Genomic DNA, 24,585 nt, shown 5'->3' on the forward strand with positions numbered 1-24,585 from the left:
GATGCCGGAGTGAGCCAGCACCAGCCCCGCCAGGGGCGCGGGGAACTGCGCGACCAGCCCCCACCTGCCCGCACGCGCAGGCAAGGCCCGACCACCCCCCACCTACCCGCACCCCAAGGCGGAGCCCTACGCGTCCAGGGCCGCCCGGGTCGCGTTGGACGGGCCCCGCAGCGGGCGGAGTTCGCGGGAGACGGACTCCGCGTCCCGCAGCACCCGCACCGCGTTCGACCACGTCAGCTTCGCCAGGTCCGCGGAGGACCAGCCACGGGACAGCAGCTCGGCCACCAGGTTCGGGTAGCCCGAGACGTCGTCAAGGCCGGACGGCGTGAACGCCGTGCCGTCGAAGTCGCCGCCGAGCCCGATGTGGTCCACCCCTGCGACCTCCCGCATGTGGTCCAGGTGGTCCGCCACCGTCGCCGCCGTCGCGACCGGCCGCGGGTTCGCTGCCTCGAAGGCCTCATGGAGCTCCATGGCCTTCGGCGAGGTGTCGAGGTGGTGCAGCCCGTGCGCGCGCAGGTTCTCGTCCGCCGCCCGCGTCCACGCCACCGCCTCCGGCAGGATGAACTTCGGGACGAAGGTGGCCATGGCCACGCCCCCGTTGCCGGGCAACAGGGCGAGCACGTCGTCCGGGATGTTGCGCGGGTGGTCGCAGATCGCCCGCGCGGAGGAGTGCGAGAAGATCACCGGCGCCACCGACGTGGACAGCGCGTCCCGCATCGTGGTCGCCGCGACGTGCGAGAGGTCGACCAGCATGCCGATGCGGTTCATCTCGCGGACGACCTCGTGGCCGAAGGGCGAGAGCCCGCCCACGTTCGGCTCGTCCGTCGCCGAGTCCGCCCACGCCAGGTTGTCGTTGTGGGTCAGCGTCATGTAGCGCACGCCGAGGGCGTACAACGCTCGGAGCGTGGCGAGGGATTCGTTGATCGAGTGGCCGCCCTCGGCGCCCTTCAGAGAGGCGATGCGGCCCTCGGCGCGCGCCGCCTCCATGTCGTCGGCGGTGAGCGCGGGCACCAGGTCCAGGGGGTGGCGCGCCAGCATCTGGTCGACGCAGTCGATCTGCTCCAGGGTCGCGCTGACCGCCTCGTCACCCGCCAGGTCGGTCCGCACGTACACGGACCAGAACTGCGCGCCGACCCCGCCGGCCCGCAGCCGGGGGATGTCGGTGTGGGTGCGGCCGCGCAGATCGCTCGCGAGGTCGCAACGGTCCAGGTCGTAGCGGACCTTCTCGCGCAGCGCCCACGGCAGGTCGTTGTGGCCGTCGGCCACGGGGTGGCGGGCGAGCAGGGCGCGGGCTTCGTCGAGATGGGGCAGGCCCGTGCTCATGGCGCTCACTTTCCGAATCCGAAGGCGCCCGAACCCTCGACCTTGGTGCGCAGCCGCTTGCCCTTCTCGGTCGCCTGGTCGTTGAGCTCCTGCTGGAACTCCCGCATGCGGACGAGGAGTTCGGGGTCGTGCGCGGCCAGGATGCGGGCCGCGAGCAGGCCCGCGTTGCGCGCGCCGCCCACCGAGACGGTGGCCACCGGCACACCCGCCGGCATCTGCACGATGGAGAGCAGCGAGTCCATGCCGTCCAGGTACTTCAGCGGCACGGGGACGCCGATGACCGGGAGCGGGGTCACCGAGGCCAGCATGCCCGGGAGGTGGGCCGCGCCGCCCGCGCCCGCGATGATCGCCTTGAGGCCGCGGCCGGCGGCGTTCTCGCCGTACGCGATCATCTCGCGCGGCATGCGGTGGGCCGAGACCACGTCGACCTCGTACCGGATCTCGAACTCCTCCAGGGCCTTGGCCGCGGCCTCCATGACCGGCCAGTCGGAGTCCGAGCCCATGACGATGCCGACGACGGGACCGCTGACAGAAGCGCTGCTCATTCGGTGATCGTTCCCTTGAGGTAGTCGGCCGCGTGGCGGGCCCGCTCGCGGACGTCGGCGAGGTCGTCGCCGTAGGTGTTGACGTGGCCCACCTTGCGGCCGGGCTTCACTTCCTTGCCGTACATGTGGATCTTGAGCTGCGGGTCGCGGGCCATGCAGTGCAGGTACGCGTAGTACATGTCCGGGTAGTCGCCGCCCAGCACGTTGCACATCACGGTCCACTTCGACCGAGGGCGCGGGTCGCCCAGGGGCAGGTCGAGGACGGCGCGGACGTGGTTGGCGAACTGCGAGGTGATCGCGCCGTCCTGGGTCCAGTGGCCGGAGTTGTGCGGGCGCATCGCCAGCTCGTTGACGAGGATGCGCCCGTCGCGCGTCTCGAACAGCTCGACCGCGAGGTGGCCGACGACGCCGAGCTCGGAGGCGATGCGCAGGGCGAGCTGCTGGGCCTCGCCCGCCAGGTCGTCGTCGAGGTCGGGCGCCGGCGCGATCACCGTGTCGCACACCCCGTCGACCTGGACCGACTCCACGACGGGGTAGGCCACCGCTTGGCCGTGCGGCGAGCGCACGACGTTGGCCGCCAGCTCCCGTACGAAGTCCACCTTCTCCTCGGCCAGCACGTCCACGCCCGCCTTGAAGGCGTCCGCCGCGTCGGCCTCGGAGCGTACGAACCACACGCCCTTGCCGTCGTAGCCGCCCACCACCGTCTTGAGGATGACGGGGAAGCCGTCGCCCTCATCGGCGAACCGCGTCACATCGGCCGGATCGGCCACAACGCGGTGCCGGGGGCAGGGGGCGCCGATGGCGCTCAGCCTGGCGCGCATCACCCCCTTGTCGTGGGCGTGCACCAACGCGTCGGGCCCCGGCCGGACGACGACGCCGTCCGCTTCCAGGGCCCGCAGGTGCTCGGTGGGTACGTGCTCGTGATCGAAGGTGATCACGTCGCAGCCGCGCGCGAAGTCACGCAGCGTGTCCAGGTCGCGATAGTCGCCGACGACGACCTCGCTCACCACCTGGGCCGCCGAGTCCTGGGGGGTGTCACTGAGGAGCTTGAATCTGATGCCGAGGGGGATGCCCGCCTCGTGGGTCATGCGGGCGAGCTGACCGCCGCCGACCATGCCGACTACCGGGAACGTCACACCCCCAGGGTATCGGGCGCCGCCGGGGCGCCCGTAGGGGCCGGGTCGCGCCGGGCTTGTGGGGCTCGCGCGGGGCACGACGGCGAGGGGGTGGTTAGCATGGGCGGGTTGACCGACACGACAAGCAGCCCATTCACACGGCTGAAGTGACAAGCACATCTACTCGGACGGGGCCGGCGATCACCATGAGTGCACAGGGCGCGTCGCCTTCGCGACTGCGGCTGCTCGTACGCGAGGTCGCCAAATTCGGCGCCGTCGGCGGGCTCGGGGTGCTGGTCAACATGGGCGCCTTCAACCTGCTGCGGCACTCCACCGACCTCCAGGTGGTGCGCGCCAGCCTGCTGGCCACCGGGATCGCGATCGCCTTCAACTACGTGGGGTTTCGCTACTTCGCCTACCGTGACCGCGAGAAGAGCGGCCGGGCCCGCGAGCTGACCCTGTTCCTGCTGTTCAGCGTGGTCGGCGCGGTGATCGAGAACGGCATCCTCTACGTGGCCACGTACGGGTTCGAGTGGAACAGTCCGTGGCAGAACAACTTCTTCAAGTTCCTCGGCATCGGCCTCGGCACGCTGTTCCGGTTCTGGTCCTACCGCACCTGGGTGTTCCGCGCGCTGCCGGCCAGGGAGGCGGTCCAGACGGCGGAATCGTTTCTCGACTCCACCCGGCCCGCCGCCGTCCCCGCCAAGCGCTGACCGCCCGCCCGGGCGCTGAGCCGGCCCGCCGCCCCCTTCGGGGCGGATCAGCGGATCGTGGTCGTGCTCTGGGGTTCCCTGCGCCCCCGTGCCTCCCGGCTCAGGAACAGCGCGAACACCGCCGGCTGCTGTTGGAGCATTTCGAGCCGGCCGCCGTCGGCCTCGGCGAGGTCGCGGGCGACCGCGAGGCCGATGCCCGTGGAGTTGCGGCCGCTGATGGTCCGCTCGAAGATCCGCGCGCCCAGGTCGGGCGGCACCCCGGGCCCCTCGTCGGTGACCTCGACCACGGCCTGGTTGCCGGTGACGCGGGTCCGCACCGCGACCGTGCCACCGCCGTGCATCAGGGAGTTCTCGATCAGCGCCGCGAGCACCTGGGCGACCGCGCCCGGCGTGCCGACCGCGCGCAGTCCGGTCTTGCCCGAGCGCACGATGGCGCGGCCCGCGCTGCGGTAGGCGGGCCGCCACTCCTCCAGCTGCTGCTTGACCACCTCGTCGAGCGAGAAGACCACGGCGGAACCGGTGCGCGGATCACGGCTGTTGGTGAGCAGCCGCTCCACCACGTCGGTCAGCCGCTCGACCTGGGTGAGGGCGATCGTGGCCTCTTCCTTGACCGTGTCGATGTCGTCGGTGAGGGCGATCTCCTCCAGGCGCATGGAGAGCGCGGTCAGCGGCGTACGCAGCTGGTGCGAGGCGTCCGCGGCGAGCCGGCGCTCGGCGGTGAGCATCCGGCCGATCCGGTCGGCCGAGGAGTCGAGCACATCGGCGACCCGGTCGAGCTCGGGCACTCCGTACCGCTTGTGGCGCGGGCGCGGGTCGCCGGAGCCGAGCCGTTCGGCGGTCTCGGCGAGGTCGGTCAGCGGGGAGGCCAGCTTGTTGGCCTGGCGCACGGCGAGCAGTACGGCGGACACGATGGCGAGCAGGGCCACCGCGCCGATGATCAGCAGGGTGCGGCCCACTTCCCTGGTCACCGTGGAGCGGTCCTCCTCGACCAGGACGGACTCTCCGCGCTCCCCGGTCTCGGCGCCCTTGATGACGGTGCCCTCGGGCTTCTCGCCGAGCTCGATCACCGGGCGGCCGGGGATCTCCACGCGGGCGTAGCGCTTGGGGTCGATCTGGTCGCTCAGGACCTGGGGGTTGATCGTCTCTTTCGCCAGGGTGCGGCTGTCGATGACGGAGACCAGCCGCAGCGCCTCGGAGTTGACGCTCTCCTGGGCGCTGCTGCTGATGGTCCGGGTCTCGACGATGACGAGCGAGACGCCGAAGACCGCGATCACCACGAGAACGACCGCGAGTGTGGAGTTGATCAGTCGACGGCGCATGTGCCCCGGTGCTCTAGCTCTTCTCGAAGCGGAAGCCGACTCCGCGGACGGTGGCGATGTAGCGCGGGTTGGCCGCGTCGTCGCCGAGCTTCTTGCGCAGCCACGAGATGTGCATGTCGAGCGTCTTGGTCGAGGACCACCACGTGGTGTCCCAGACCTCGCGCATCAGCTGGTCACGGGTGACGACCCGGCCCGCGTCCCGCACCAGGACCCTGAGCAGGTCGAACTCCTTGGCGGTGAGCTGAAGCTCCTCGTCGCCCATCCAGGCCCGGTGCGACTCGACGTCGATGCGCACGCCGTGGGTGGCGGGCTGGGGCGCAGGCTCGGTGGCGCCGCGCCGCAGCAGCGCCCGGACCCGGGCGAGCAGTTCGGCCAGGCGGAAGGGCTTGGTCACGTAGTCGTCGGCGCCCGCGTCGAGGCCGACGACGGTGTCCACCTCGTCGGCGCGGGCGGTGAGCACGAGGATCGGGACGGTGTGTCCCTCGGAGCGCAGCCTCCGAGCGACTTCGAGGCCGTCCATGCCGGGAAGCCCCAGGTCGAGCACGACCAGGTCGGCGCCCCCCTGTAGTCCGGCGTCGAGGGCGGTCGGGCCGTCCTCGCGGACCTCGACCTCGTAACCCTCCCTGCGCAGGGCGCGGGCCAGTGGCTCCGAGATGGACGCGTCGTCCTCGGCGAGCAGTACACGGGTCATGGGGGTGATGGTAGTCCGCAGCGGCGACAATGCGTCAGGTGATCCACCCGCCCTGCGGGTCTACGGAGCGATCTTGTTCAACACCTTCGAATCAGGGCGAGCGGTTCCAGGGATACCTGTGATCCATGTCTCAAGTCCTTCCATATGCGCCACTGTGGTGACGTATGGTGTCCCGACGCCTATAGCACTACTCATGGACCTTTGGCCCGTTGGCGCGCCAAGGGTCCGTTTTTTGCACAGGACCGGCCTGGCCAGTCCTGAGATCAGTGAATGACCTACGGGCCGGGCCCCAGCGCGACCAGCGCACGGGGCGTGGATCCCGGTGTGGTCTGTCCTTCCCGGTCTCCCCCACGGAGCCGGGCCCCAAAGGCGTTGGGTGGACAGTCGCCATGCCGGTGCCGGCCTTCCCCCACCGGGCGCGGTTCAACGCTCACGAAGCGCGCGTCCCGAGCAAGCAAGGATCGACCATGGCGTCCAGCCTGACGAAGGACTCGGCCAGTATCACTGGCACCGAGAAGACCTTCCTCGGCCACCCCCGCGGCCTGGCCAACCTCTTCATGACGGAGATGTGGGAGCGCTACAGCTTCTACGGCATGCGGGCCCTGCTCGTGCTCTACCTGGTCGCCCCGGCGTCCCAGGGCGGGCTCGGGTTCAACATGGCCACGGCCACCGCGATCTACTCGGTCTACAACGCGATGGTGTACCTGCTCGCCCTGCCGGGCGGCTGGCTCGCCGACCGCGCCTGGGGCGCCCGCAAGACCGTGGCCGTCGGCGGCACGATCATCATGATCGGCCACTTCCTCCTGGCCGTGCCGGTCGAGATCTCCTTCTTCATAGGTCTCGCGGCCATCGCGCTCGGTTCGGGTCTGCTGAAGGCCAACATCTCCACGATGGTCGGCCACCTCTACCCGGACAAGAACGACCCGCGCCGCGACGGTGGCTTCACGGTCTTCTACATGGGCATCAACCTCGGTGCCTTCGCCGCCCCGCTGACCATCGGCACCGTCGGCCAGAAGGTCAACTGGCACTTGGGGTTCGCCCTCGCCGGTGTGGGCATGGCCCTGGGTCTGCTGTTCTTCTTCCTCGGTACCCGCCACATGTCGGCGGACAGCGACGTCGTCCCGACGCCGATGTCCGAGTCCGAGCGCGCCTCGGTCATCAAGAAGATCCTGCTGTGGCTGGCCGTCGCGGTCGTCGCCTACGGCGCCCTCGCGGTCTCGGGCCACTTCACGGTGGACTGGGCGATCTGGCCACTGACCATCGCGGGCCTCGTCATCCCCGCCTGGTACCTGGTGCGCATCAAGCGGGACAAGGACCTCGACCAGGTCTCGCAGTCGCGGATGTCGGCGTACGTCTGGTTCTTCGTCGCCGCGGCCGTCTTCTGGGGCATCTACGACCAGACCGGCTCGACGCTGAGCGTGTTCGCGCAGAACAACACCGCGAACAGCCTGTTCGGCCTGGACTTCCCCTCCAGCTGGTTCCAGTCCCTGAACCCGCTGTACGTGATGGCTCTGGCCCCGGTCTTCGCCTGGCTCTGGGTCTACCTGAACAAGCGCCGCCAGGAGCCGAGCACGCTGTCGAAGTTCGCCTTCGGCCTCACGCTCATCGGCCTGTCGTTCTTCGTGATGATGCTGGCCCAGGCCGCCTCCTCCGGCGGCGTCAAGGTCACCCCGCTGTGGCTGTGCATGGTCTACCTGATCCAGACCGTCGGTGAGCTGACGCTCTCCCCGGTCGGCCTCTCCCTGACCACCAAGCTGGCGCCGGAGAAGTACGCCTCCCAGATGATGGGTGTCTGGTTCCTGGCCGTCACGGCCGGCGACTCGGTCATCGCGCTGCTCCAGCTGGTCGGCGCGCCGACCGACTCCTCGTACTGGTTCGCCAGCCAGGGCGGCCTCGCCGTCCTCGCCGGTGTCGCGATCTTCATGTACCGCAAGAAGGTCCAGCCGCTCATGGGCGGCGTGCACTAGCACCGCCCCACCACGGCGAAGGGCCGCCGCACCCCTGGGTGCGGCGGCCCTTCGCCGTTCCCGGCCCTAGGACCGGCCCCGCAGCCGCCGCCAGGGGGTGAAGGTGAAGACCGCGCCGCCGAGCAGGACGACGGTGCCCGCGACCAGGCCGAGCGCGCGCAGGGCGCCCGTGCCGCTCGCGCCGGTCTGGGCGAGACCGCCGGAGGTGGAGGTGGACGCCGCGCCCCCAGAGCCCGCAGTGGTCGCCGAGCCGCTGCCGCCGGCCGCGCCGCCGGGCTGGGCGGACGTGTCCAGCTCCAGGGAGACCGGCGCGGAGCCGGACACCTTGCACGGGATGTGGATGGGCGCGCCGCCCAGGGTGACGTCGATGGACAGGTCACCGGGGCTCAGCGTGGACTTCCCCGACGCGCCCGGCTTGTAGGTGCCGGTCATGTCGCTGAGGCTCACCGGGGCGCCCGCCTTGACGGGGTCGGGGTTGGCGGGGCCCGTGACGGCCACCGTGCCCTTGTCGGCGCCGCCGACGGTGACCTGCATGGACGGCTTGAGCGCGCCCGCCGGAAGGTCGGCCGGGCTGTTCATGACGCCCTTGGCCGTCTTGACGGTGAGGGCGTAACTCCCGCCGCTCTTCTTGGCGTTGATGGTCACCTTGGACTGGATACTGGCCGGCCCCGGCGCGGTGCAGGCGAAGTCGACGGCGACCTCCTTACCGGGGAAGTCGCTCTGCCCGTCACCACCGCCGGTGCTCCCGCCGGACGCGGATCCACCGCCGGTGCTCCCGCCGGAGGCCGTCGAGCCGCTGGTGCCGCCGGACGCCGCGCCACCGGACGCCGCGCCGCCGGACGTGGTCGCCCCGGTGGTCCCCCCGGACGCCGTGGAGCCCGATGTGGTCGAGCCGCTGGTGCCGCCGGAAGTCGCGCCGCCCGTCGTGGACCCGGTCGTGCCCCCGGTCGTCGAGCCGCCCGAGGTCCCCCCGGTGGTGCCGCCCGCGTCCGTGACCTTGATCGTCGCGCCGACGCCGACCGTCGCCTTCGGGGTGCACTTGGTGTCGGTCGACATGATCTGGTTGACGTTGATGTTGTACGCGTCGGGCGTCAGGGTGACGTCACCGGCCTTGGTCAGCTTCAGTTTGGCCGTCATGTCCGACAGGACCATCGGGCTGTTCTTGGGGATCGGCGGATTGCTCCGGGGGCCCTTCATGGCGATGTCGGCGCTCTGCGCGCCCGCCGCCTTGAGGGTTCCGGTCGGCTGGACGACGTCCTTGTTGAGGTCCAGGACATTGGGGTTGTTCGACGCGGCCTGGGTGAACTTCCAGACGACGTCCACCTCGTCGCCCACCTTGGCCGTGGCGGGCGCGGTGATCTGCACCTTCGTCGTCCCCTCGACCGGCGGAAGGCCGGAGATGGACGGCGGTATGCACTCGGTGGCGTACGAGACTTCGGCTGCCTGTGCGGGGCCTGCGGCCAGCATGATCCCCGCGCCGCCGAGCATCAGCGCGATACCGGCCGCGCTCATCCTCCGTTGCGTGGTCACGAATTTCCCTTCGTCGTGGGGCCGTTCGGACGGGTGGGGTGGTTCTTGGACGGTGCGGAGTCAGGGGTGAACGGTGCGGAGTCAGGTGTGAACCAGGGCAGTGCGGCCGTGGTGGTGGCCCGGGCGGGCTCGGGGCCCGGGCCGGGCGCGGCGGGCGGCGTCCCGCGCTTGCCAGCACGCGGGCGGACGCGGTCGACGACGGCCATGCCGATGCGGAAGACGGCGGCGGGCACCACCAGGCAGAGCAGGAGCCAGAAGAGCGTGACGCCCCAGGGCCGGCCGACGCCCCAGGGCTCGGTGGCGAGCAGCTTCTTGGCGTACTGGAGCGAGACCTGGTAGTCGCCGTGGGCACCGGCCGACAGCTCGACGTCGAGTTTGATCTCGGTCTTCTTGCCGGGCTCGATGGTGCCCTTCCACTGGCGGTCCTCCCACTGCGGCGCGAACACGTCGTGGGACGTGCCGAGTTGGAAGACCGGATCCTTGACCGGGGCGGAGCCCAGGTTGCCGACGGTGAGGACCAGGGTGCGCGCGGGTGGCGCGCCGAACCAGGTCAGCACGGAGCTCGCGCCGTCGAGGCGGGGCTCGGCCAGCACGGCGAGTCTGCCGTCGCCCGCCTGGTCGGGCAGCGGCGCCACCGGATGCCCCGAGATCTTCAGCTCGGTGTCCACGAGGACGGGTTCGCCCTGCACGGTGGCCACATGGACGACGCAGGGGCATGGCTTGGGCGGTGGCGCCGCCGTGAGCACCTTACTGAAGGAGCCACCGGCGTCGATGGTGACGGCCTGGCCGTCCGCGTTGGAGCAGGAGTTGGTGCCGCCGATGACGCCCCGGGCGGGGTCGGACTGCCCGCAGACCAGCAGCATGAGCAGCGCCCCCGGCCGCCAGCCGCTGCCGGTGACGGTGACGTCGGCGCCCTTGGCGGCCTCGGCCGTGGACAGCGTGACCGCCGGTTTCCCGCCGTCCGCGTACGAGGGCACCGAGGCCGGCAGGACGGCGAGGGCCGCCACCGGCAGCGCGAGGAGGCCGAGCAGGACACAGCGGGCGAACGCCGACGCGCGACCCCTCAGGTGCGGCTTCACTGTCGCGCTCCTGTCTGCGCCAACTCACGTTCCGGCGACGGCGTTCGGGGCGTCATGAGCGCGCGCGTCCGCCGTCTGCGCAGGACCGCGAGCCACGCGGCGGCCGCGCCACCGAGCAGCACCGGGACGGCGCCGGCGGCCGCTCCCCACGGCACGAACGTGACGTCCACCGTGGCGCTCGACCGGGCGCCGCCGCCCGCCGTGACGTCCAGGCGCACCTCGACCCGGTCGAGAGCGGGCGGATGCGGCCAGGGTTCGGTCAGCTCGACGCGCTGCCCGGGCAGGAGCTCCACCGGCAGGGCGCGCCGGGCGCGGTCCAGGGCGCGCCCGAACACCCCGTCGCCCCGGACCGCGAGCCTCGGGGTGAGGGCGGTGTTGCCCCGGTTGACCAGGACGTACCGGATCACGTGGTGGCGCTTGTCGACGCGTACGGATTCGACGGTCAGCGCGCTCAACGTCGGCCCCGCGACCCGGACTTGGAGGCGGATGTCCACCTCGCGTCCGCCCGCGACGGCGACCAGGGCCGCCGGGTGGTCGCCGGGCCGCGCGCCGGCCGGGACGGTGACCGAGAAGGGCACGTCGGCGCGGGTGTCCGGCGGGACGCGCACGTCGGGCGCGGCCAGAGCGATCCAGGGATCGGGCGTCGCGCGGGCGCCGAAGGAACCATCGGCGTTGTTGTACGCCAGGGCCCCGCGCAGCCCGACCGTGAGGGCGGCGCCGGTGGGGTTGGTGAGCGAGAGCCTGTCCTCCAGGACCGTGCCGGGCGCGCCCTCCAGGTAGAAGCAGGGCCTGCCGTCGGCGCTCGGGCGGGAGGCGCCGCCGGACGCGGGCGCGGCGGTCCACTCCTTGTCGGCCGACGGCGCGGCCCGCGCGGCGGGCGCCGAGAGCGCGCACAGCAGCAGGGCCAGGACCGCGAGGACCGGGGGGACCGGGCTGATCGGACGCATCGGCGGCTCCTCGGACGCGCGGGGTGCGGGGGTGCCGGGGGCGTAGGCAGTGGGGTCAGGCCCGCCGGCCGCGCCGGGTGAGCCAGAGCACGCCGGCCGCGCCCACCAGGACGACGGTGCCGCCGAGGGTGCCGAGCGCTACGGCCGAGTCGAGTGGGCCCGTCTTGGGCAGGGCGGAGGGCCCCGGAGTGCCGCCCGAGCCGGTGGCGGCCGAGCCGGTCGCCCCTGAGCCGGTGGCGCCCGAGCCGGTGGCCCCGGTGACGTCGAGTTCGAGGGAGGGGCCGGGGCTGTTGCTCGCGGTGCAGGTCGTGGTGGTGCCGAGCGCCTTGATGGTGAGGACGCCCGCCGTGAAGGTGACCTTGCCGTTGGCCTTCGGGACATAGGTGCCCGACAAGTCACTGATTTTGATGGGGGAGTTGGCCGGGATCTCGGCGGAGTTGGCCGGGCCCGAGACCGCGACCGTGCCCTTGTCGGCGCCGCCGAGGGTGATCGTGGCACTCGGGTTCATCGCGCCCGGGCCGAGGGCGACCGGGCTGGAGGAGACGCCCTTCTGGAACGACATGGTGACTTGGTAGGAACCGCCGTTCTGGACCGCCTTGATGTCGATGGGCGACACCGCGCTCTTCGCACCGATCGGCGTCTTGCAGTCATAGTTGACGTCCACGACGGAGGCCTGGGCCACCGGGGCGGCGACCAGCACCACCGAGCCCGCGACCGCCGCCGCCAGCGCGAGAGCTGTCCGCTTCGGGTACGACACCTCGAATCCCCCTCATGCCGGTCCTGCCGGAGGCCGCCACGTTCCTGACGGCACATCAGATAGGGCGCAAGGTACGCCGGGGCCCTTGCCGAGGGAAGACACAGAACAGGGCGGATCGAGGTCCGGACATGCCAGTGGCCCGGCGGTTCGAACCGCCGGTAACCACGAAGGGGGCCGCGAACGGGAGTTACGCGGGTGCCGCGAGTTCCGCCCAGACCGTCTTGCCGGTCACGCCCGGCGTGCGCACCACGCCCCAGTCGAGGCACAGCCGCTGCACGATGAACATGCCGTGCCCTCCGGGACGGCCCGCGCGGTGCGGAGTGCGCGGCGCCGGCTGGCCCGCCCCGAGGTCGCTGACCTCAAGACGCAGGACCTTGGCGGTGCGCGACACCTTCAGCCCCTCGGGCCCCTCGGCGTGCAGGCACGCGTTGGTCACCAGCTCGGAGACCACGAGCAGGACGTCCTCGGCGGCGGCGCGGCCCTCGGCCGTCGCCGCCGGAAGCCAGCCCCAGTCGTAGAGCGCCTGCCGGGTGAAGTCACGTGCCATCGGAACGATGCCGCTCGCTCCGGTGAGCGCGAGAACGCGCGAGGACGTGACGGAGCCCGCGCCGTCGGAATCCGACGGCACGGCGGCGGACCCGCCCCCACGGGGCTCTGGTCCGCGGTCGCCCGGAGCTTGCTCCCGGGTGGTGCTCATCAGCGCTTCACCTCACCGATTCGCCAATGTCTTGTCTGCATCTCCTGCCCGGACGAATCGGGGTCAGTCACGCAGAGCGGTATCGAGCGAATCATGCACAGTGAAGACTGCCTCCGCGCCGGTGATCTCGAAAACTCTCGCAACCACCGGCTGCATCGCCACCAAGTGGACCGCCCCTCCCAGCTCTTCCGCCTTGAGGCGGGCGCCGAGCAGCACGTTCAATCCGGTGGAGTCGCAGAATTCCAGCTGCGAGCAGTCCACGACGAGCCGGATACGCCCTTGGGCGATGGCCCCTTCCAAGGGTTCCCTGAGCAGATCCGCCGTGTGGTGATCAAGCTCACCCGCCGGAGTCAGGATCTCGCTGCCGCCCTCGGTACGGACTCCGACCCGGAGCCGGCCCCGATTCGTGCTGCCGACCGTGCCGCGGTCCATGCCGTCCCTCTTCGCCGATTCGTCGTAACTTCTCAAGAACACTACGCCTTCCCTGCGACATCTGAAAGTCAAACAACCCCGCAAAGTGGACATATGGGGACAAAGAAGCCTTGCAAGTGCCCACACAATGCGGGTAGGGGTAGTAGCGACAGTTATTCAACACGACCGGCCACGGAGGCGCCGCACACCGCGGACAACACATATGGGCATCGGCAGCCATATGCCGAGAACGATGGAGGAGACCCATGTCACCCCGGCTCGACGAATCGCCGGCGGATACGTCGATCAAGCAGGACCAGCAGGACATCCGCCCCCCGCGGGCACGAGAGCACGCACCAGAAGGACTCCAGGGCCTCCCCGAGATCCCGCCCTTCGCCGAGGTCGGCCCCGTCGACGCGCGGGCGCTGTCGAAGACGCTCTTCGCCCGCCTGGACGCGCTCGAAGAGGGCACGCACGAGCATTCATATGTACGCAACACCCTGGTCGAACTGAACCTGGCACTGGTCAAGTTCGCCGCGTCGCGCTTCCGCTCCCGCAGCGAGCCGATGGAGGACATCGTCCAGGTCGGCACGATCGGCCTGATCAAGGCGATCGACCGGTTCGAGTGCGACCGGGGCGTGGAGTTCCCGACCTTCGCGATGCCGACCATCGTCGGCGAGATCAAGCGCTTCTTCCGCGACACCTCCTGGTCCGTGCGGGTCCCGCGCAGACTTCAGGAGCTCCGCCTGGACCTCGCCAAGGCGGGCGACGAACTCGCCCAGCAGCTTGACCGCTCGGCCACGGTGGGCGAGCTCGCCGAACGCCTGGGCATCACCAAGGAAGAAGTCGTCGAAGGCATGGCGGCGAGCAACGCGTACACCGCGAGCTCGCTCGACGCCCAGCCCGAGGAGGACGACACCGAGGGCGCGCTCAGCGACCGCATCGGCTACGAGGACCACGACCTCGAAGGCGTCGAGTACATCGAGTCCCTGAAGCCGCTGATCGCCCGGCTCCCCGCGCGGGACCGGAAGATCCTGTCGCTGCGCTTCGTGGCCAACATGACGCAGTCCGAGATCGGCGAGGAGCTGGGCATCTCCCAGATGCACGTCTCGCGCCTGCTCTCGCGCACCCTGCGGGTGCTCCGCAAGGGGTTGACCGTCGAGGAGTGACGCACCGCCGCCGAGCGGCCCGTTCCGTCAAGGAACGGGCCGCTCGGCGTTGTTGACGAAGCGCCGTGGCCGGGGTCACATTGAGCGCTGGGGCCGCGGGAGGTCTGGGGGGACTTCATGGCGTACGACGCGGTCGAAAGACCGGTGCGCGACCGGCCGGCACGCGACCGGCCGGGCCGTGCGCGACCGGTCGCGCCGTCCTGCCGACGCCGCTCGTATGTGGCGCCGGGGCACTGGCCCGTCGCGCCCGGACCATGCCCGGTGCCCGCCGTGCGGGCCGCCCTTCGCCTGCCCGGGCACCGGGAACGCGAGGACACCCCGGTGCCGCCGCGCCCAGACGAGCGGCCCCGCGCCCTGCGGGTGGCGCCCGGCCCCGCCCCCTTCTGCTCCTGTGCCCGGACCGATCCCCCCGCCCACCGCGCGGGCCCGCAGGGCGCCGAACCCGCCTGCTCCGAAAGGGCGTTGGACGCATCCGGCGGCCACCGCGCGGGCCCGCAGCGCGCTGAACCCGCCTGCCCCGGACCGGCGTTGGGCATACCAGACGCCCACCGCACGGGCCCGCACAGCGCCGAACCCGCCTGCTCCGAAAGGGCGTTGGTCGCATCCGGCGGCCACCGCGCGGGCCCGCAGCGCGCTGAACCCGCCTGCCCCGGACCAGCGTTGGCCGCTTCAGGCGCCCACCACGCGGACCTGCGCGCCCCGCTCGGGGCGGACCGCCGCGTGACCCGGGTGGCGGCCGGCCGACGGTTCGCCCGACCCGCCCTGTCCGTCGGCCCGTTGCGGGCCGTGCGCGTCGGGCCCGCGCGGGGCGGCCCCTTCGGTGTCTGACGCGGACGGCGCCGGCACCGGGGGCGACTCGATGTTCCGCAACGCCTACGCCCTGATGCTCTCCACGGCCGTCTCCGCCGCGCTCGGCCTCGGCTTCTGGCTGGTCGCGGCCCGCTACTACAGCGAGGAGGCGGTCGGGCAGGGCTCGGCGGCCATCGCCGCGATGAAGCTGCTCGCCTCGGTCACCGCCGCCACACTGATCGGCGCGGTGGTCCGCTATGTGCCACGGGCCGGGCGCTCGACGGGGCCGCTCGTACGGCGCGCCTACCTGGCAAGCGCCGTCGTGGTGGCGGTGGCCTGCGTCGTCTTCCTGTGCACGCTGCCCCTGTGGGGCCCGTCGTACGCGCCCCTGTCCGGGCCCGCCGCCGGAACGCTCTTCACGGTGGCGACGGTGGCCTGGGCGGTCCTGACCCTCCAGGACGGTGTCCTGACCGGCCTGCGCAAGGCGGTCTGGGTGCCGGTCGGCAACGCCGTGTTCTCGCTCGGCAAACTGCTCCTGCTCGCCGCGTTCTCGGCGCTCCCGCTCGGGGTCTTCGTGTCCTGGACGGCCGCGTCGGCCCTGTCCATCGTGCCGCTCGGCTGGCTGGTCTTCTGCCATCTCATTCCCGCGCAGGCCCGGGCCGACCACGACCGTCCCGTCCCCGAGCCGCGCGAGATCGGCCGCTTTTTGGCCGGGGACTCGATCGGCGCGCTGTTCTCCCTCGCGATGATCAACCTGCTCCCCGTGCTGGTCGCCGTGCGCTTCCCCGCCGACCAGAACGGCTTCTTCTTCATCGCGTACTCCGTCGGCGGGACCATGGAGTTCCTGGCCGTCAACATGGCCTCGTCGCTCACCGCGCACTCCTCGCACAGCCCCGGCAGGCTCGCCGACGGGGTGCGCGGGTCGCTGCGCCGGATGGCGCTGCTGCTCATCCCGGTGGTCCTGTTCCTGCTCGTGGCCGCGCCCCGGATCCTCGGCCCCTTCGGGAGCGACTACGCCGAACACGGCACGCTGGTCCTGCGGTTGCTGTCCCTGGCCGCGATCCCCCGGGTCGCCGTCGAGCTGTACATCGGGGTGCTCCGCGTCCAGGGGCGCACCGGGGTGCTCGCGCTCCTCCAGGGCGCGATGTGCGCCCTGGTCCTCGGCGGCGCCGGGGTGCTGCTCGGCCCGCTCGGCATCTCCGGCGCGGGCTGGGCGCAGCTGTGCGCGATGAGCGTGATCGCCCTGTGCTGCGTGCCGGGCCTGCGGGGCGCGCTCGCGGGTCGCGCCGCCCTCCGCGCGCCGGGCGGACCCAACGCGCGGGAGCTCGGCACCAGTTGGGCCCTCGCGCGGGCCGATACGGATCCGGAGTACGGGACGCGCTGGGCCGAGCCGACCACGTATCCGCGCGCCGGCGTGGACCCGGGCCCGGCCCCGGCGGCCGGTGCGGCCCCGCGCCCGCCGCGCGGCCCCGCCGCCCCCGAGCGCGACGGCGACGGCGACGAGGCGTGGCTGACGACCACCCTGTGGCTGCTGCTCGGCCTCGCGGCGGGACTGTTCTGGGTGCCCCTTTCGCGTGCGGCGGCCCCGGCGGGCGGCGGCCTCGACGGCGCGGGGCTGCTGCGCGCCCTGCCGCCGGTGAGCCTGACCGGCGGGGTGCTGCTCATCGTCGTGTGCAGTGGGGCGGTGTCGCTCTACCGGCCCGCCCCGGGGCTGCTGGTGGCGGGCCTGGGGGTGACGGTCGCGGGCCTGCACACCGCGCCGCTCATCCTCGGCGTACCTCCCGATGCGCTGTCCGGGCCCTGGCACACCCCGTTCGTCCGTTTCCTGTCCGAGACGGCCGGCTTCAGCGCGCCGGACGGCGTGGCCCGTTGGCTGCCGCTCGCTCTGCACCCGCTCTGCCTGGCCCTGGCCGCGGTGCTGCTGCGTGCCCTCGGCGCGCACTGGCGCCTCACGGCGGTGCTGGTGTGGCTCCTGGCGATCACGGCCTGGGCGGGCCGGCACACCTTCGCGGCGGTGGCGCTGCCGGTCTTCACGGGCCTGTGCGTGGCGACGGCCGCCTCGGTGACGTACGCCCGCCTCAGACGGGCCGGGCGGGGCGGGCGGGCCGTGTGAGGCGTGGCTCAGCGGCCGGCCCCGCGCTCGGCCCCGCGCTCGGCCCCGCGCTCGGCCGCGCCCCGGGTCGCGGCGGGCAGCGGCAGGCCGGGGAAGGCGGAGGCGAGGGTCGCGACGGCGGCCAGAGAGACGAGGAACGCGGTCGCGGAGAAGCCGTGTACGAGGAAGAGGGCGGTGGACACCAGCGCCCCGAGCGACAGGCTCAGCGGCGCGGCCAGCGCCAGGGCCTCCAGGCGGGCGCCGGGGCGCAGGGGGGTCGGCTGGGGGTGGAGCAGGGCGAGGCCGGGGCCGAGGGAGACGAAGAGGAGGACGGGGATCCAGCGGGCGGGGCCGGGGGGTAGTGCGGTGGCGGCGAGAGTCAGCCAGCCGGACAGCGCGGCGGCGAGGCGGCCGTATGTGCGGGTACGGGTACGGGTACGGGTCATGGTGCGGGTCTCCTCCAAGTGGTTCGTCCGCCGCAACACACGGCCATTCGCGCAGTTCCCCGCGCCCCTGACACTCCGGTTGCCTTTCGGGCGCGGTCCGTAGGTGGCTGGTCGCGCAGTTCCCCGCGCCCCTTAATGGCCTTCGTCGTCGGGTGCCGGTCGTGGGCGCTTCTCGCGCAGTTCCCCGCGCCCCTGGCGGGGTTCGTGCTGGCCCGCGCCGGGGTACCCAGCCGGTCCGGCGATTGAGGACGAGCGCCCTTAAGGCGCGAACGGGGTCTGGGGCGGAGCCCCCAGGGTCTTTCACCCCCGGCGGGTTCAGGGAAGGGGCGGGGAGGGGCCGAAACCGGGTCACGGGGGACGTGGGGGCGCGTACTGGAGGACCGTTCCGTACGACGTGCGGTCGATCACCCGAAACCGCGCGGACGCCTCAAGCTTGGCCTCCAGCTCCTGGAAACCCCCCACGGGAAGCAACCCCTCCCCCGCCGAGTAGACGTACTGCGTCCGCGTGAAGAGGAAGTACACGGGCCGCCCGTCCTTGGGCAACTGCGGCTCCAGGAACCCCACAGGATCCCGCAGCATGGCCACGTTGCGAGGCTCCTCCTGCTCGGCCACGAACCAGTGCTCCAGCTGGTCGTACCGCCGCAGCGCCTGCGGAAACGACCCGGTGACCGCGAGAATCATCGACCCCTCGGGCGCGTTGTCGATCACCCGCGTCACCATCGCCGTCTCGGCCGGCGGCGTGTAGTACATGCGCTCCTTGCCGTAGTAGGCCGGCACGAACCCCCCGACCAGCAGCACGAGCACCAGCGGCAGCGCCACGGCCCCCATCCGCCGCCGCGCCACGGAAGACACCCGCCCCGCCTTCGCCCCGGCCCCCACCACCTTCACCCCTGCCACCGCCCGCCCCGCCGCGGGCACCAGCGCCGCCGCCGCGAAGAACGCGGCGCCCGGCAGCCCGAACAGATAGACCCGGAAGAGCATTTCGCCCCCGTAGTCGTTGACGGCGAACAGCGGCACCGGCGCCACCGACACCACAAGCAGCGGCAGCGCACTGCGGGTCAGCGCGCGTCGCAGTACGACCGCGACAAGGGCGAGCACCGCGACCACGAGCACCATCACGACGTCGGCCCGTCCCTGCAACACGGGCCCGGGGCCGGTGAGTTCACCGACGTATCCGGCGCGCGAGTTGTGCAGGAGGTTGCCCACCGACTCCTTCAGGGAGGCCAGCGTCTCCACGAAGAGCGGGCGCCCCATCGTGAGGTCCCAGACCAGCATGATCAGGGCGGTCACGGCGAGCAGCCCGGGGTTGCGGTAGCGCCGGGTGAGGCTGAGCGCGCCGAGGGCGACGCACAGCATCACCGGGGTCAGCTGGTGGGTGAAGTTGATCGCGGCGATCATCGGGACGAGGACCGCGACGCAGACGGCCCGCTGACGCGCGGTGGTGGGCGGCGGGACCCCGGCCGCCGCCGGGTCGAGTTCGGCCCGCGAGCGCAGCCGCCCCGCCGACCCGGGGCGTACGAAGTGCCGGAACACCACGGCGAGTACGGCCAGGTGCAGGATCAGCGCGAGACCCTGGGGCGAGAAGTAGTCCTGGCCGACCCAGTTGGCGACCTCGAAGATCCACACGCCGGTCCACACCAGCCGCCAGTCCTCGGCGAAGGTGCGGTAGATCAGGACGAGCACCGGGATGAGGACGACGCCGTAGAAGATCGGCGCCCAGTTGAGGTAGGAGGCGGCGGTGTCGACGCCGAAGGCCCGTACGAGCCCCGCGTTGAGCGTGAAGAATCCCGGCCACTGGTCGTACGCCGCCATGTTGCCGGAGAGCGGGACGCCCGGGCGCAGCTCCTGGTTGGCGAGCAGATGGCTGACGACCGCGTCGTGCTTGGACGCCCAGGGGTAGCGCACCGCGTTGTACAGGACCGCGGTGGGCGCCTTCAGGGCCAAGAGCAGGACGACGCTGTAGAGCCCGGGCCACCAGGGCGCGGTGCCGGCCCGCCGCAGGCTGACGACGAAGCCGCCGGTGAGGACGGCGAGGGAGAGGTAGAAGGCGGCGGGCAGCTTGTCGAGCAGGCCCCAGTCGCCCATGTGCCGGTAGTCGATGCGTGGCAGCGCGTAGATCCACAGGGCCGTGGCGGCTGCCAACGGGAGCCAGGTGAGGAGGAGTTGAGGGTGTATCAGGTGATGCGGGAAAGGCATCCGGCGGCGGCTCCCGCCGTTTCGCGCGGTCCGCGTCGGCGCGTCCGGAGCCCGTTCCCCCGCCGCGTCGTCGGGGGGCCACTGCCCCCCTGTTGTGACCGGCGTGGGCCCACGTTCCCGCACAGTGCGACTCCCCCCACGGATGTGGTCGCGGCCGTCACGCCGCCGTCTCCTGGCTGCGAAGGTATGGGAACACGCTTCGCGCCCGCGTGGCTACACCGCGAACGGCCCGGAGCGCCGGCCGCTCCCCTTGGTGCGGCAGGGGCCCGCGTGAGCTAATGCACCGTATGAGCTACTTCATGACCGACCTGTCGGGCACCTACGTGGAGGAACCCGACGAAGCGACGATGCGTACGATCCTGGACGGCCTCGCCGACGCCGACGACGAGCACCCCGACGTCTCCCTGACCCACGAGAACGGCTGGTCGCTGAGGGCGTTCCCGAGCGGCGAGCTGCTGTGGCTCCTGTGGGAGAACCTCGACCACGCCGACGATCCCGACGCGTCGCCGCGCCAGCTGTCCGGGGTCTCCAAGGAGGAGGTGCTGCGCCTGTTCGGGCTCCTCGCCACCGGCGACACCGCCGAGATCGAGCGGCTGGCCGGCTCCTGAACGCCCGCTGAGGGGCGCGGTCAGACCCTGCGGCCCGCCCGCCAGACCTCGCTCACCAGCGGGACGCCGGGCCGGTAGGCGAGGTGGACGTGCGAGGGGGCGTCGAGGAACGCCAGGTCGGCGCGGGCGCCCGGCGCGAGGCGGCCGATGTCGCTGCGCCGCAGGGCGGCGGCGCCGCCGGCGGTCGCCGACCAGATCGCCTCGTCCGGGGTCATCCCCATGTCGCGTACGGCGAGCGCGACGCAGAACGGCATCGAGGACGTGAAGGACGAGCCGGGGTTGCAGTCGGTGGACAGCGCGACGGTCGCGCCCGCGTCCAACAGCCTTCTGGCGTCCGGCCACTGGGCCCGCGTGGAGAACTCGGCGCCGGGCAGCAATGTCGCCACCGTGGTGCCGTTGGCGAGCGCGTCGACGTCCGCGTCGGTGAGGTGGGTGCAGTGGTCGGCGGAGGCGGCCTCCAGCTCCACGGCGAGCTGGACGCCGGGCCCGTAGGTGAGCTGGTTGGCGTGCACGCGCGGCAGCAGCCCCTTGGCCCGGCCCGCCGTCAGGACCGCCCGCGCCTGGTCCCCGTCGAAGGCGCCCTTCTCGCAGAACACGTCGATCCAGCGGGCGTACGGGGCGCACGCGTCCAGCATCTCGCCCGTGACCAGGGCGACGTATCCGGCCGGGTCGTCGGCGTACTCGGGGGCGACGATGTGGGCGCCCAGGTAGGTGACCTCGTCGGTGTGCTCGGCGGCGACGCGCAGGGCGCGGGCCTCGTCCTCGACGGTCAGGCCGTAGCCCGACTTGGTCTCCAGGGTGGTGGTGCCCTGCCGCAGCGCCTCGGCGAGGTAGCGGGCGACATTCGCCCCAAGCGCCTCGTCGCTCGCGGCGCGGGTGGCGGCGACGGTGGTGCGGATGCCGCCGGCGGCGTAGGCCTGGCCGCTCATGCGGGCGTTGAACTCCTGGGTCCTGTCGCCCGCGAAGACGAGGTGGGAGTGGGAGTCGACGAAGCCGGGGATGACGGCTCGGCCCCGCGCGTCGACGGCGTGGTCGGCGTCCGGCGCGTCGGCCGTGCGGCCGGCCCAGGCGATCCGCTCGCCCTCGATGACGAGGGCGGCGTCCTGGATGAGGCCGAGGGGGCCGTCGTCCCGTTCCGGGTCGTTGGTGACGAGGGTGGCGATGTTCCGTACGAGGGTGGTGCGCATGGCTTCCTTTCTATCCCCCACCCCGCCCCTTTCCGAGTCCCGCCGGGGGTGGATTCGGCACTGCGGACCGTGCGGGGCTGGTCGCGCAGTTCCCCGCGCCCCTGACTACTCCCTGCCGGCCCGCACCGGCATCTTCAGCCCGTCATGGAGGTTCCCCCCTGGCCCTTGAGGCCTTGGGGGAGTTTGGGGACGGCGCCCCTTGCAAGGCGCGAACGGGGTCTGGGACGGAGCCCCAGGGTTTTTCGCCCCCGGCGGGTTCAGGGAAGGGGCGGGGCGGGGGCTTTCGGGGCCTGGCCCCAGGGGGTCAGGATCGTAGGGTGGTCAGGGCCTTGGAGAGGGCGGACGGGACGTCAGGGAGAAGGGTGTGGGCGCCGTCCCGCACGACTTGACGCCCGCCCGCCACGACGTGCCGCACATCGGCGGCCCCCGCCGCGAAAACGGCCGTCTCCGCGGCGAGCCGAGGCACCGCCCCCACCGTCCGGACGGAATCCAGCGCGATCGTGGCCAGATCGGCCGGCGCGCCCGGCTCGATGCGCCCCGCCTCACCCCACCCGAGCGCGGCGTGCCCGTCCACCGTCGCCGCCCGCAGCAGCGCCGCCGCCGTCCAGTGCCCCCGCGTCCGCGACCGAAGCCGCTCGTTCAGCTCCATCGCGCGCGCCTCTTCGAGCAGGTCGATCACGGCGTGGCTGTCGCTGCCGAGCGAGAGCGGCGACCCAGCGCGCTGGAGGGCGAGCGCGGGCCCGATGCCGTCGGCGAGGTCGCGTTCGGTGGTGGGGCACATGCAGGTGCCGGTGGTGGTGGAGCCGAGCAGCGCGATGTCCTCGTCGGTGAGGTGGGTGTTGTGGACGCCGGTGGTCCGCGCGCCGAGCACCCCGTGCTCGAAGAGCAGCCGCGTGGGCGTCATCCCGTACGCGTCCAGGCAGGCGTCGTTCTCGGCGGTCTGCTCGGAGAGGTGGACGTGGAGCGGCGCCCTGCGCGCCTGGGCCCACTGGGCGACCGTGCCCAACTCCCGCGCGGGGACGGCCCGTACGGAGTGGATGGCCGCGCCGATCCGCGCGTGGTCGCGCTCCTTGAGCGCCGAGCAACGCTCCGCCCACGCCTCTGCGGTGCCGTCGGAGAACCGCAGCTGGTGGCGGTCGGGGGCGGCGCCGAAGCCGGAGGAGAGGTAGGCGGTGTCGAGCAGCGTGATCCTGATCCCCGCGTCGGCGGCCGCGGCGATCAGCGCCTCGCCCATCGCGTTGGGGTCGGCGTAGGGGACCCCGCCGGGCGCGTGGTGCAGGTAGTGGAACTCCCCGACGGCGGTGATCCCGGCCAGCGCCATCTCCGCGTACACGGCGCGGGCGAGCGCGTGGTAGGAGTCCGGGGTGAGCCGGGCCGCGACCTCGTACATGGTCTCGCGCCAGGTCCAGAACGTGCCCGAGCCGACCTGCACGGTGGAGCGCAGGGCGCGGTGGAAGGCGTGCGAGTGGGTGTTGGCGAGGCCGGGGATCGTGAACCCGCGCAGCACCACCGCGCCGGCCGGCGGCGCCTCGATCCCGGTGCGGACGGCGGCGATCCGGCCGTCGCCCGCGACCTCCACGATTACGCCCGGCTCGACCTCGGGGTCCAGCCAGGCGTGTTCCAGCCAGTACGTCACCTGCACGCCAGGCCCTCCAGTACATCGGCGAGTGCGAGCACCCCGGCGACGCAGTCGTCCTCACCGGCGAACTCGGCCGGGGAGTGCGAGACGCCCGTGGGATTGCGTACGAACAGCATGGCGGTCGGGACCGAACCGGAGAGGATTCCGGCGTCGTGTCCCGCGCCGGTCCCCAGGACCGGGGTGCGCCCGCCCAGGATCTTGGCGATCTCGTCGCGCAGGGCGTGCTCGAACTCCACGACGGGCGTGAAGGACTCCCGTACGACGGTGAGGTCCACGCCGTCGCGCTCGGCGCGCTCCTTGGCGGCCCGTTCGATCGCGGCGACGACCGTGTCCAGGGTGGACTGGTCGGCGGCGCGCGAGTCGAGCCAGCCGCGCACCATCGAGGGAATGGCGTTGACCCCGTTGGGCTCGCAGGAGATCTTGCCGAACGTGGCCACGGCGCCCGCGAGTTCGGCCTCGCGGCGGGCGGCGAGCACGGTCTCGGCGTACGTCAGCATCGGGTCGCGTCGGTCGGCAAGGCGGGTGGTGCCGGCGTGGTTGGCCTCACCCGCGAAGTCGAACCGCCAGCGGCCGTGGGGCCAGATGGCGGAGGCGATGCCGACGGCGTCGCCGCTGAGGTCGAGGGCGCGGCCCTGCTCGACGTGGAGCTCCACGAACGCGCCGACGCGGGCGAGGCGTTCGGGGTCGGGGCCGATGGTGTCCGGGTCGTACCCGGCCCGCTCCATCGCCTGCGGGAGGGTGGTCCCGTCCTGGTCGCGCAGGCGGTGCGCGGCCTCGACGGTGAGCTGTCCCGCAGTGAGCCGGGAGCCGACGCAGGCGAGGCCGAAGCGGGCGCCCTCTTCGTCCCCGAAGTTGGTGACGGCGAGTGGGCGGGTCAACTCGGCGCCCCTGCGCCGTAGTTCGTCGAGCGCGGCGAAGGACGACACCACGCCGAGGGGGCCGTCGAAGGCGCCGCCGTCGGGGACGGAGTCGAGGTGCGAGCCGGTGACGACGGCGTCACCGGCCGCCGGGTCGCCGGCCCAGGCCCACTGGTTGCCGTTGCGGTCCAGCTCGTAGGTGAGCCCCCGGGACTCGGCCTGCTCCTTGAACCAGGCGCGGCAGTCGGCGTCGGCGGCGGTCCAGGCGTGGCGTCGGTAGCCACGGGTGTCGCTGTCGCGGCCGATGGGGGTGAGCTCGCGCCACATCTCCTGGAACGAGGGGGGCTCTCCCCCACCCCGCCCCTTCCCGAAACCCTCCGGGGGCATGGGTACGTCCGCGGACCGTGCGGGGCCGGTCGCGCAGTTCCCCGCGCCCCCGGGCATCCCGTCCTGGCCCACAGGGGCAACCTCAGCCCGTCCGGCGCTCGGCGCCCCAGGGACCCCGGCT

At 72.5% G+C, this 24,585-nt stretch carries 21 protein-coding genes; 5 read left to right on the forward strand and 16 right to left on the reverse strand.

Features of this window, described 5'->3' with window-relative positions; all coding sequences use genetic code 11:
• Positions 1 to 126 precede the first annotated feature (126 nt).
• From ABR738_RS16590 to ABR738_RS16600, 3 genes are read right to left on the reverse strand one after another with little or no spacing between them, the layout of a single operon-like run.
• Complete coding sequence (locus tag ABR738_RS16590; RefSeq protein WP_350230750.1) at positions 127 to 1,323, reverse strand: dipeptidase; 1,197 nt, start codon at positions 1,321 to 1,323, stop codon at positions 127 to 129.
• Between the two features lie 5 nt (positions 1,324 to 1,328).
• The gene (gene purE, locus ABR738_RS16595; RefSeq protein ID WP_350230751.1) at positions 1,329 to 1,868 is read right to left on the reverse strand and encodes a 5-(carboxyamino)imidazole ribonucleotide mutase; all 540 of its coding nucleotides are present in this window, start codon (positions 1,866 to 1,868) and stop codon (positions 1,329 to 1,331) included.
• Positions 1,865 to 3,004: a 5-(carboxyamino)imidazole ribonucleotide synthase gene (locus ABR738_RS16600; RefSeq protein ID WP_350230752.1), complete on the reverse strand. Its 1,140-nt coding sequence runs from the start codon at positions 3,002 to 3,004 to the stop codon at positions 1,865 to 1,867. Before ABR738_RS16600 ends, purE begins: the two co-directional genes overlap by 4 nt.
• Positions 3,005 to 3,189: 185 nt before the next feature.
• Here ABR738_RS16600 and ABR738_RS16605 point away from each other — a divergent pair, with 185 nt between their 5' ends.
• Complete coding sequence (locus tag ABR738_RS16605) at positions 3,190 to 3,696, forward strand: GtrA family protein (protein ID WP_350230753.1); 507 nt, start codon at positions 3,190 to 3,192, stop codon at positions 3,694 to 3,696.
• Between the two features lie 47 nt (positions 3,697 to 3,743).
• Here ABR738_RS16605 and ABR738_RS16610 read toward each other — a convergent pair whose 3' ends face one another.
• Complete coding sequence (locus tag ABR738_RS16610; protein WP_350230754.1) at positions 3,744 to 5,015, reverse strand: sensor histidine kinase; 1,272 nt, start codon at positions 5,013 to 5,015, stop codon at positions 3,744 to 3,746.
• A gap of 13 nt (positions 5,016 to 5,028) precedes the next feature.
• Complete coding sequence (locus ABR738_RS16615; protein WP_100574199.1) at positions 5,029 to 5,706, reverse strand: response regulator transcription factor; 678 nt, start codon at positions 5,704 to 5,706, stop codon at positions 5,029 to 5,031.
• 467 nt (positions 5,707 to 6,173) lie between these two features.
• On the opposite strand from ABR738_RS16615, the gene ABR738_RS16620 reads away from it, so the two are divergent.
• Positions 6,174 to 7,673 (forward strand): peptide MFS transporter, encoded by a 1,500-nt coding sequence (locus tag ABR738_RS16620; RefSeq protein ID WP_350230755.1) that lies wholly within the window; start codon positions 6,174 to 6,176, stop codon positions 7,671 to 7,673.
• A 66-nt stretch (positions 7,674 to 7,739) separates the two neighbouring features.
• On the opposite strand, the gene ABR738_RS16625 is transcribed toward ABR738_RS16620, so the two are convergent.
• The 6 genes from ABR738_RS16625 to ABR738_RS16650 form a co-directional block, all read right to left on the reverse strand.
• Complete coding sequence (locus ABR738_RS16625; RefSeq protein ID WP_350234611.1) at positions 7,740 to 9,185, reverse strand: hypothetical protein; 1,446 nt, start codon at positions 9,183 to 9,185, stop codon at positions 7,740 to 7,742.
• A gap of 14 nt (positions 9,186 to 9,199) precedes the next feature.
• Positions 9,200 to 10,282: a hypothetical protein gene (locus ABR738_RS16630; RefSeq protein ID WP_502964097.1), complete on the reverse strand. Its 1,083-nt coding sequence runs from the start codon at positions 10,280 to 10,282 to the stop codon at positions 9,200 to 9,202.
• Positions 10,279 to 11,229 (reverse strand): COG1470 family protein, encoded by a 951-nt coding sequence (locus ABR738_RS16635; RefSeq protein ID WP_350230756.1) that lies wholly within the window; start codon positions 11,227 to 11,229, stop codon positions 10,279 to 10,281. Before ABR738_RS16635 ends, ABR738_RS16630 begins: the two co-directional genes overlap by 4 nt.
• A 55-nt stretch (positions 11,230 to 11,284) precedes the next feature.
• The gene (locus tag ABR738_RS16640; protein ID WP_350230757.1) at positions 11,285 to 11,986 is read right to left on the reverse strand and encodes a peptidase; all 702 of its coding nucleotides are present in this window, start codon (positions 11,984 to 11,986) and stop codon (positions 11,285 to 11,287) included.
• 187 nt (positions 11,987 to 12,173) lie between these two features.
• Entirely contained in the window at positions 12,174 to 12,683 is a 510-nt protein-coding gene (locus ABR738_RS16645) for an ATP-binding protein (protein ID WP_350230758.1), read from the reverse strand.
• Between the two features lie 63 nt (positions 12,684 to 12,746).
• On the reverse strand, positions 12,747 to 13,115 hold the full coding sequence (locus tag ABR738_RS16650) for an STAS domain-containing protein (protein WP_350230759.1): 369 nt from the start codon (positions 13,113 to 13,115) through the stop codon (positions 12,747 to 12,749).
• A gap of 245 nt (positions 13,116 to 13,360) precedes the next feature.
• Here ABR738_RS16650 and ABR738_RS16655 point away from each other — a divergent pair, with 245 nt between their 5' ends.
• Both ABR738_RS16655 and ABR738_RS16660 read left to right on the forward strand, forming a co-directional pair.
• Entirely contained in the window at positions 13,361 to 14,263 is a 903-nt protein-coding gene (locus ABR738_RS16655; RefSeq protein WP_350230760.1) for an RNA polymerase sigma factor SigF, read from the forward strand.
• Positions 14,264 to 15,122: 859 nt separating this feature from the next.
• Positions 15,123 to 17,165: a lipopolysaccharide biosynthesis protein gene (locus tag ABR738_RS16660; protein WP_502964222.1), complete on the forward strand. Its 2,043-nt coding sequence runs from the start codon at positions 15,123 to 15,125 to the stop codon at positions 17,163 to 17,165.
• 8 nt (positions 17,166 to 17,173) lie between these two features.
• On the opposite strand, the gene ABR738_RS16665 is transcribed toward ABR738_RS16660, so the two are convergent.
• Together ABR738_RS16665 and ABR738_RS16670 are read right to left on the reverse strand one after the other, a co-directional pair.
• Positions 17,174 to 17,590 carry a hypothetical protein gene (locus ABR738_RS16665; RefSeq protein WP_350230762.1) on the reverse strand — a complete coding sequence of 139 codons (417 nt, stop codon included), beginning with the start codon at positions 17,588 to 17,590 and terminating at the stop codon, positions 17,174 to 17,176.
• Positions 17,591 to 17,938: 348 nt separating this feature from the next.
• Positions 17,939 to 19,786 (reverse strand): hypothetical protein, encoded by a 1,848-nt coding sequence (locus tag ABR738_RS16670; RefSeq protein ID WP_350230763.1) that lies wholly within the window; start codon positions 19,784 to 19,786, stop codon positions 17,939 to 17,941.
• 287 nt (positions 19,787 to 20,073) lie between these two features.
• Between ABR738_RS16670 and ABR738_RS16675 the strand changes: the two genes are divergently transcribed.
• A complete protein-coding gene (locus ABR738_RS16675; protein ID WP_350230764.1) occupies positions 20,074 to 20,394 on the forward strand; it encodes a hypothetical protein in 321 nt (106 codons plus the stop codon).
• Between the two features lie 20 nt (positions 20,395 to 20,414).
• On the opposite strand, the gene hutI is transcribed toward ABR738_RS16675, so the two are convergent.
• The 3 genes from hutI to ABR738_RS16690 form a co-directional block, all read right to left on the reverse strand.
• Complete coding sequence (gene hutI / locus ABR738_RS16680) at positions 20,415 to 21,581, reverse strand: imidazolonepropionase (protein ID WP_350230765.1); 1,167 nt, start codon at positions 21,579 to 21,581, stop codon at positions 20,415 to 20,417.
• 304 nt (positions 21,582 to 21,885) lie between these two features.
• Positions 21,886 to 23,223, reverse strand: coding sequence for a formimidoylglutamate deiminase (locus ABR738_RS16685; protein WP_350230766.1), 1,338 nt, complete (start codon positions 23,221 to 23,223; stop codon positions 21,886 to 21,888).
• Positions 23,214 to 24,464, reverse strand: coding sequence for an allantoate amidohydrolase (locus ABR738_RS16690; protein ID WP_350230767.1), 1,251 nt, complete (start codon positions 24,462 to 24,464; stop codon positions 23,214 to 23,216). The genes ABR738_RS16685 and ABR738_RS16690 overlap by 10 nt, the downstream gene beginning before the upstream one ends.
• Between the last annotated feature and the right edge of the window lie 121 nt (positions 24,465 to 24,585).

This window comes from Streptomyces sp. Edi4, from assembly GCF_040253615.1.
Classification (GTDB): domain Bacteria; phylum Actinomycetota; class Actinomycetes; order Streptomycetales; family Streptomycetaceae; genus Streptomyces.

Coding starts and splice junctions, on each gene's coding strand:
- ABR738_RS16590 (WP_350230750.1), bottom strand. CDS start 1,323: ATGAGCACGGGCCTGCCCCATCTCGACGAAGCCCGCGCCCTGCTCGCC.
- purE (WP_350230751.1), bottom strand. CDS start 1,868: ATGAGCAGCGCTTCTGTCAGCGGTCCCGTCGTCGGCATCGTCATGGGC.
- ABR738_RS16605 (WP_350230753.1), top strand. CDS start 3,190: ATGAGTGCACAGGGCGCGTCGCCTTCGCGACTGCGGCTGCTCGTACGC.
- ABR738_RS16610 (WP_350230754.1), bottom strand. CDS start 5,015: ATGCGCCGTCGACTGATCAACTCCACACTCGCGGTCGTTCTCGTGGTG.
- ABR738_RS16615 (WP_100574199.1), bottom strand. CDS start 5,706: ATGACCCGTGTACTGCTCGCCGAGGACGACGCGTCCATCTCGGAGCCA.
- ABR738_RS16620 (WP_350230755.1), top strand. CDS start 6,174: ATGGCGTCCAGCCTGACGAAGGACTCGGCCAGTATCACTGGCACCGAG.
- ABR738_RS16625 (WP_350234611.1), bottom strand. CDS start 9,185: ATGAGCGCGGCCGGTATCGCGCTGATGCTCGGCGGCGCGGGGATCATG.
- ABR738_RS16635 (WP_350230756.1), bottom strand. CDS start 11,229: ATGCGTCCGATCAGCCCGGTCCCCCCGGTCCTCGCGGTCCTGGCCCTG.
- ABR738_RS16645 (WP_350230758.1), bottom strand. CDS start 12,683: ATGAGCACCACCCGGGAGCAAGCTCCGGGCGACCGCGGACCAGAGCCC.
- ABR738_RS16650 (WP_350230759.1), bottom strand. CDS start 13,115: ATGGACCGCGGCACGGTCGGCAGCACGAATCGGGGCCGGCTCCGGGTC.
- ABR738_RS16655 (WP_350230760.1), top strand. CDS start 13,361: ATGTCACCCCGGCTCGACGAATCGCCGGCGGATACGTCGATCAAGCAG.
- ABR738_RS16660 (WP_502964222.1), top strand. CDS start 15,123: ATGTTCCGCAACGCCTACGCCCTGATGCTCTCCACGGCCGTCTCCGCC.
- ABR738_RS16665 (WP_350230762.1), bottom strand. CDS start 17,590: ATGACCCGTACCCGTACCCGTACCCGCACATACGGCCGCCTCGCCGCC.
- ABR738_RS16670 (WP_350230763.1), bottom strand. CDS start 19,786: ATGCCTTTCCCGCATCACCTGATACACCCTCAACTCCTCCTCACCTGG.
- ABR738_RS16675 (WP_350230764.1), top strand. CDS start 20,074: ATGAGCTACTTCATGACCGACCTGTCGGGCACCTACGTGGAGGAACCC.
- hutI (WP_350230765.1), bottom strand. CDS start 21,581: ATGCGCACCACCCTCGTACGGAACATCGCCACCCTCGTCACCAACGAC.
- ABR738_RS16690 (WP_350230767.1), bottom strand. CDS start 24,464: ATGCCCCCGGAGGGTTTCGGGAAGGGGCGGGGTGGGGGAGAGCCCCCC.